This is a genomic window from uncultured Frigoribacterium sp. (genome assembly GCF_963515265.1).
Taxonomy (GTDB): Bacteria; Actinomycetota; Actinomycetes; order Actinomycetales; family Microbacteriaceae; genus Frigoribacterium.
The window spans coordinates 1-5,313 of the sequence record NZ_CAUPYL010000179.1; the positions used below are offsets into that span (position 1 = coordinate 1).

Below are 5,313 nucleotides of genomic sequence, written 5' to 3' on the forward strand. Positions count from 1 at the left end.
GGCCCCGCCGGCCCGCCCGGCCCGCGCCGCGACGCTCTCCGCGACGTGTGCGGCGTCGCGGGCGATCGCCTCGAAGCGCCCCGACCCCCAGGTGTGCAGCCACGGCAGCCCGAGGAAGTGCAGCCCGGGCGCGGTGGTGACCCCGCGCTGGTGCGTCGGGACGCCTCCTCCGTCGAAGACCCCGACCTGCACCCACGACCAGTCCGCCCGGAACCCGGCCGACCAGACGACGCTCGTGATGCCCGCCTCGCGCAGGTCGAGGCTCGTCACCTCGGCCTCGGGCCGCCAGACCGGCACGTAGCGCGGCTCGACGGGCGCGTCGACACCGGTGCGCTCGATGAAGCGGTCGATGTCGGTCTTGATCGACTCCATCACCGAGTCCGCGTGGTCGAGCGACGCCTCCGCGGTGGGGCTGAAGGTCAGTGCGGTGCCCTCGGCGCCGGTCAGCCGGCCGTAGAGCCGCATGCCCTCGAGCGCGAACGCGCGCAGGTCGATGTCGCGCCCGCCGCCGCGCCCGGTCATGTAGTGGTTCGTCGACTCGCGCTTCGTGAGGCCGCCGACCTGGGCTTGGACGGGCACGTCGTACACGCCCATGTCGCTCAGCCAGGCGATGCAGTCGCGGCCGCGGTAGAAGCGGGCGCACCGGGGCGCGGAGCCGAGCGCGAGGTGCACCTGGCGTCCGGCGAGGTGCAGGTCCTCGGCGATCTGGGCGCCCGACTGGCCCGAGCCGACGACGAGCACGCCGCCCTCGGGCAGGGCCTTCGGCGAGCGGTAGTCGGCCGAGTGCACCTGCACGACGTCGTCGGACACCCCCGCGGCGACCGCCGGCAGCACGGGCCGGTGGTACCCGCCGGTGGCCAGCACGACCTGGTCGGCGACGATCGTGCCCTGGTCGGTGACGACCTCGAACCCGCCGGCCGCCGCCTCCCGCAGCCGGGTGACGAGCACGCCCTCGACGACGGGGGCGTCGAAGGAGGCGGCGTAGCGACGGATCCACGCGTGCACCTCGTCGCGGCCCATGAAGCCGTCGGGGTCGTCGCCGTCGTAGGCGAAGCCGGGCAGCACGCACTGCCAGTTCGGGGTCACGAGCGTGAAGGCGTCCCACCGGCGGTCGATCCAGTCGTGCGCGACCGTGTCGCGCTCGAGGACGACGTGGTCGACGCCCTGCCGCGTCAGGTGCCAGCTGATCGAGAGGCCCGCCTGGCCGCCTCCGACGACGGCGACCTCGACGTGCGTGCCGTCGACGACGCGGCGCGGGGCGGTCACGAGCGCGGTCACGACGACGCTCCCGAGGCGCTCGCGGCGGTCGTCGACGACGTTCCCGCAGGAGGCGCGGCTGCGGTCGCCGGGGCAGGCAGCGGCGGGTGCATCTCGAGCACCCGCACCGCGCCTCCTGCGTGCGTCGCCGCGATCGCGGTGATCTCGGCCTCTTGCTGCATCGCGGAGGTGCAGGCGAAGCCGTAGGTCGCCGCGACGCGCTCGCTCGCGATGCGGAGGGCGGTCGTCGAGCGCTCGACGAACTCGGCGAGCGGGTAGTCGGCGCCGGGGGAGAGCCAGTCGTGCATCACCAGGCTGGGCGACCAGCAGGCGGTCTCGGAGCCGTCCGGCCAGCGCACCCGGAACGTCATCTCAGGCACGGGCGAGGCTCCTGCCGGCGGCGGAGGCCGCCTCGGCCTCGCCGGTGCGGTACGCGTCGGGCCGCCGGTCGCGCAGGTGGAACATGCCGCCCCGCATCGCCCGGAACGTGCCCTCGACGTCGATCTCGGCGATCGCGAGGCCCGCCTCCAGCAGGGTCGTGGCGAGCACGACGCCGCCGGGGTCCACCACCTTCGCGTTGCCGACGTAGCGGAGCGAGCCGAACGTGCCGGCCTGGTTCGAGGCGATCCAGAACACCTGGTTGTCGAGGGCGCGGGCCGTGTCGAGCAGGTTGAAGCGGTAGGTCCAGCGGTCGTCCTGCAGGTTCTCGGCGGTGGCCGTGCGGGCCACGGGCCAGGCGGACATGCTGACGATGATCTCCGCGCCGTCCAGCGCCAGCGACCGGGCCGCCTCCGGGAACGCCTTGTCGTAGCAGATCTGCAGGCCCAGGCGGCCGACAGGGGTGTCGAAGGCCTCGTAGACGTCGCCCGCCGAGTACGACATGGCCTCGCCGAGGGGCTGGTGCACCTTGCGGTACGAGCCGTAGATGCGGGTGCCGTCGAGGCAGACCGCGGCGTTGTAGCGCGTCTCACCGTCGTCGGCGAGCTCGCAGAAGCCGATGCAGACGACCATGTCGCCGACGATCTGCTGCACGCGGCGCAGCTCGGGGCCGTCGAGGGCGACCGCGGGGGGCAGCGAGCGAGTCGTGGTCTTGAGGGTGTCGCCGTGGTTGCCGAGCGACGACAGGTAGCCGCCGATCGCGGCCTCGGGGAAGACGAGCAGCTGCACGCCGGCCGCCCTCGCCTCGCCGACGAGGGTCTCGATGAGCTCGTAGTTCTGGTCGAGGTCCCGGGTGAAGTTCGCCGAGACGGCGGCGACGGTCGTCGACATCGTGTCTCCTCTGGTCGGTGGAGGCGGTGGCGCAGGTTCCTGCGGTGCGTCCATCAGACGCCAGGAGCTGTTTCCGATTGGTTACAGCGGGAATAAGAACTCGTGTCGCAGGTGCGGGCCGCGATAGAGAGGAACGATCCGCGCCGCCGAAACAAAACGGCGAATCCTCGTAATCCGCCTGCAACACGGCGGTCGAAGACTCGGGACCAGATCCAGGCACCGCAGTTCGACCGGCACCGTCTCGTCCCGACCCCGCAAGGAGCCCGCACCATGAGCGACAACGACATCGACTTCGACCAGCAGGTCCTCGACAACATCGAGATCTCCCGCAACGAGATCGCGCACCCCTCGCTGCCGAAGGGGAGCAACATCTACGGCTCGACCAAGATCTTCCCCGACTACACGGCCACGAAGGACGAGCACTACTTCCAGCTCGTGCACGGCATCGCCCACGAGTCGTCGGTGAGCTTCGTCGCCGTGCTGCAGGCGACCAGGGCCCTCCGCAAGGGCTTCACGAGCGTGCTCTACTTCTACGGCCCCGGCTCGATGAACTGCATCGCCAACCGCGGGTTCCCGACGACGGGCTCGGACGGGTTCCCCGGCGAGAACAACATCAACAACGCGCTCGAGACGTTCATCGCCGAGGGCGGGACGGTGTTCTGCTGTCGCTTCGGCCTCGCGCTGCACGGCAACCGCGAGGAGGACCTGATCGCCGGCGTGATCCCGTGCCACCCCCTCGACGTGCAGGACGCCGTCATCCACTACGCCCGCAAGGGCGCCATCATCAACAGCACCTACATGGTCTGAGCCGGTGACCGCGTGACGATCACGAACGAGCCGCAGGCCCCCGCGCGCGGTGCCGTCGGCATCTCGAACGGCGGGGCGCTCTCCACCCGCGTCGACGTCGCCATCCGCGGCATCCGGGTCGCCGCCCCCGTGCACCGCGAAGGAGGCGCTGGTCCGAGCGACGACGGACACGTCCTGTTCCAGGGCCTGCAGTCCGCGATCCCGCAGAGCCAGGACAGCCCGTACCTCGTCGACGACGGGCGACTGCTGCTCGACGGCGAGGACACGGGCATCGAGGTCACGCCGGTGGCCCGCCCCCGGTTCTACGACCTGGTGACGGCGGACGGCGTCTCCTACGAGGCGATCGCGCGCCTCCACGGGGCCAAGGTGCTGGCGACCACCGTCGTCCAGACCTGCGTGCGCTACGACGTCGCCGAGCGCTGCCGGTTCTGCTCGATCGAGGAGTCGCTGAACTCCGGCGCGACCGTGGCCGTCAAGACGCCGTCGATGATCGCGGAGGTGGCCGAGGCCGCCTGGCGACTGGACGGCGTCGAGCAGATGGTGATGACCACCGGCACCTCGAAGGGGCGCGACCGCGGCGCGACCCACCTGGCTCGGTGCGTGCGCGCCGTCAAGGCCGTGGTGCCCGAGCTCGAGATCCAGGTGCAGTGCGAGCCGCCGGGCGACCTCGCGACGATCACCGACCTGTACGAGGCCGGCGCGCGCTCGATCGGCATCCACGTCGAGTCGATGGACGACGACGTGCGCCGCCGCTGGATGCCGGGCAAGTCGCGCGTGTCGATGGACGAGTACCGGGCCGCCTGGCGCGAGGCCGTCCGCGTCTTCGGCCGCAACCAGGTCTCGACCTACCTGCTCGTCGGCCTCGGCGAGGACCCGGACGAGATAGTCGCCGGCGCCCAGGAGCTGATCGACATGGGCGTCTACCCGTTCATCGTCCCGTTCCGCCCGCTGCGCGGGACCCTCGCGACCGACGTCGACCACGTGCCCGCGCCGCACGGCTCGGTGCTGCACGACATCACCTTCCGGGTGTCGGAGGCGCTGATCGCGGCCGGCATGAAGGGCACCGACCAGAAGGCCGGCTGCGCGGCCTGCGGCGCGTGCTCGGCGCTGCAGACGGCCGGGGGCTGAGGTGGCGCTGCTCGACGTGCCCGCCCTGATGGGGCCGCGGGTCGTCGCGCCGCCGGCCGCGGAGTTCATCGTGGGGGTCGCCGACCGCGCCGAGGTCGAGGCGTACCGACGGCTGCGGCGCGACGCGTTCGTCGACGAGCAGGGGCTCTTCGAGGGCACCGACCGCGACGAGCTCGACGACGACCCGCGCACCGTCGTGCTCGTCGCTCGCGCTGGCGGAGGCGTCGTCGGCGGGGTGCGCCTGGCGCCCGTGGGGGAGGAGGACGTCGGCTGGTGGACCGGTTCCCGGCTCGTCGTCGCGCCGTCGGCCCGGAGCGCCCTCGGCGTGGGGTCCGCACTCGTCCGGGCCGCGTCGGCGCTCGCCGAGCAGCTCGGAGTGCTCCGCTTCGACGCGACCGTCCAGGTGCGCTCGTCGGTGCTGTTCCGGCGTCTCGGCTGGGAGCAGACCGGCCGCTGCGTGATCGGCGGCGTCGACCACCTCCGGATGCGCTGGCCGATCGACCGGCACCAGCGTCTCGTCGACGCGACGAAGTCGCTGCTCGAGGCCGTGCTCGAACCGCACACCGCGTGGGCGGCTTCGCCCGACGGATCACTGGGAGGCGCGGGCTGGGTCGGCGACGACGGAGCGCCCGTGCCGGGCACCGACGTCGTCGCGGCCTGTGACGCGATCCTGCCCTCGATGGTCGAGCGCGACCCGGAGTGGGCCGGCTGGTGCGGCGTGCTCGTCAACGTGAACGACCTCAGCGCGATGGGCGCCGCGCCCGTCGGGCTGCTCGACGCGGTGGCGGGCCGCGACGCCGCGTTCGTCCGACGGGTGCTCGCCGGGGTGCGCCGCGGCGCCGAGGCCTGGGG

At 72.6% G+C, this 5,313-nt stretch carries 6 protein-coding genes; 3 read left to right on the plus strand and 3 right to left on the minus strand.

The features are described from left to right. The 3 genes from RWM17_RS11915 to RWM17_RS11925 form a co-directional block, all read right to left on the minus strand. Positions 1-1,278 (minus strand): MSMEG_0569 family flavin-dependent oxidoreductase (locus tag RWM17_RS11915; protein ID WP_314103969.1); only part of this gene is annotated, 1,278 nt, incomplete at its 3' end. Beyond that, on the minus strand, positions 1,275-1,628 hold the full coding sequence (locus RWM17_RS11920) for an MSMEG_0570 family nitrogen starvation response protein (protein ID WP_314103977.1): 354 nt from the start codon (positions 1,626-1,628) through the stop codon (positions 1,275-1,277). The genes RWM17_RS11920 and RWM17_RS11915, both read right to left, overlap by 4 nt. Position 1,629: 1 nt before the next feature. Continuing rightward, positions 1,630-2,526 (minus strand): carbon-nitrogen hydrolase family protein, encoded by an 897-nt coding sequence (locus tag RWM17_RS11925; protein ID WP_314103970.1) that lies wholly within the window; start codon positions 2,524-2,526, stop codon positions 1,630-1,632. A 270-nt stretch (positions 2,527-2,796) separates the two neighbouring features. Between RWM17_RS11925 and RWM17_RS11930 the strand changes: the two genes are divergently transcribed. The 3 genes from RWM17_RS11930 to RWM17_RS11940 form a co-directional block, all read left to right on the plus strand. Then, entirely contained in the window at positions 2,797-3,333 is a 537-nt protein-coding gene (locus RWM17_RS11930; protein ID WP_123547142.1) for an MSMEG_0572/Sll0783 family nitrogen starvation response protein, read from the plus strand. Positions 3,334-3,345: 12 nt separating this feature from the next. Further along, positions 3,346-4,461 (plus strand): MSMEG_0568 family radical SAM protein, encoded by a 1,116-nt coding sequence (locus RWM17_RS11935; RefSeq protein WP_314103973.1) that lies wholly within the window; start codon positions 3,346-3,348, stop codon positions 4,459-4,461. A gap of 1 nt (position 4,462) precedes the next feature. Then, positions 4,463-5,313, plus strand: an 851-nt coding sequence (locus tag RWM17_RS11940) for an MSMEG_0567/Sll0786 family nitrogen starvation N-acetyltransferase (protein ID WP_314103975.1), incomplete at its 3' end; no start/stop codon positions are given.

Coding starts and splice junctions, on each gene's coding strand:
- RWM17_RS11920 (WP_314103977.1), bottom strand. CDS start 1,628: ATGACGTTCCGGGTGCGCTGGCCGGACGGCTCCGAGACCGCCTGCTGG.
- RWM17_RS11925 (WP_314103970.1), bottom strand. CDS start 2,526: ATGTCGACGACCGTCGCCGCCGTCTCGGCGAACTTCACCCGGGACCTC.
- RWM17_RS11930 (WP_123547142.1), top strand. CDS start 2,797: ATGAGCGACAACGACATCGACTTCGACCAGCAGGTCCTCGACAACATC.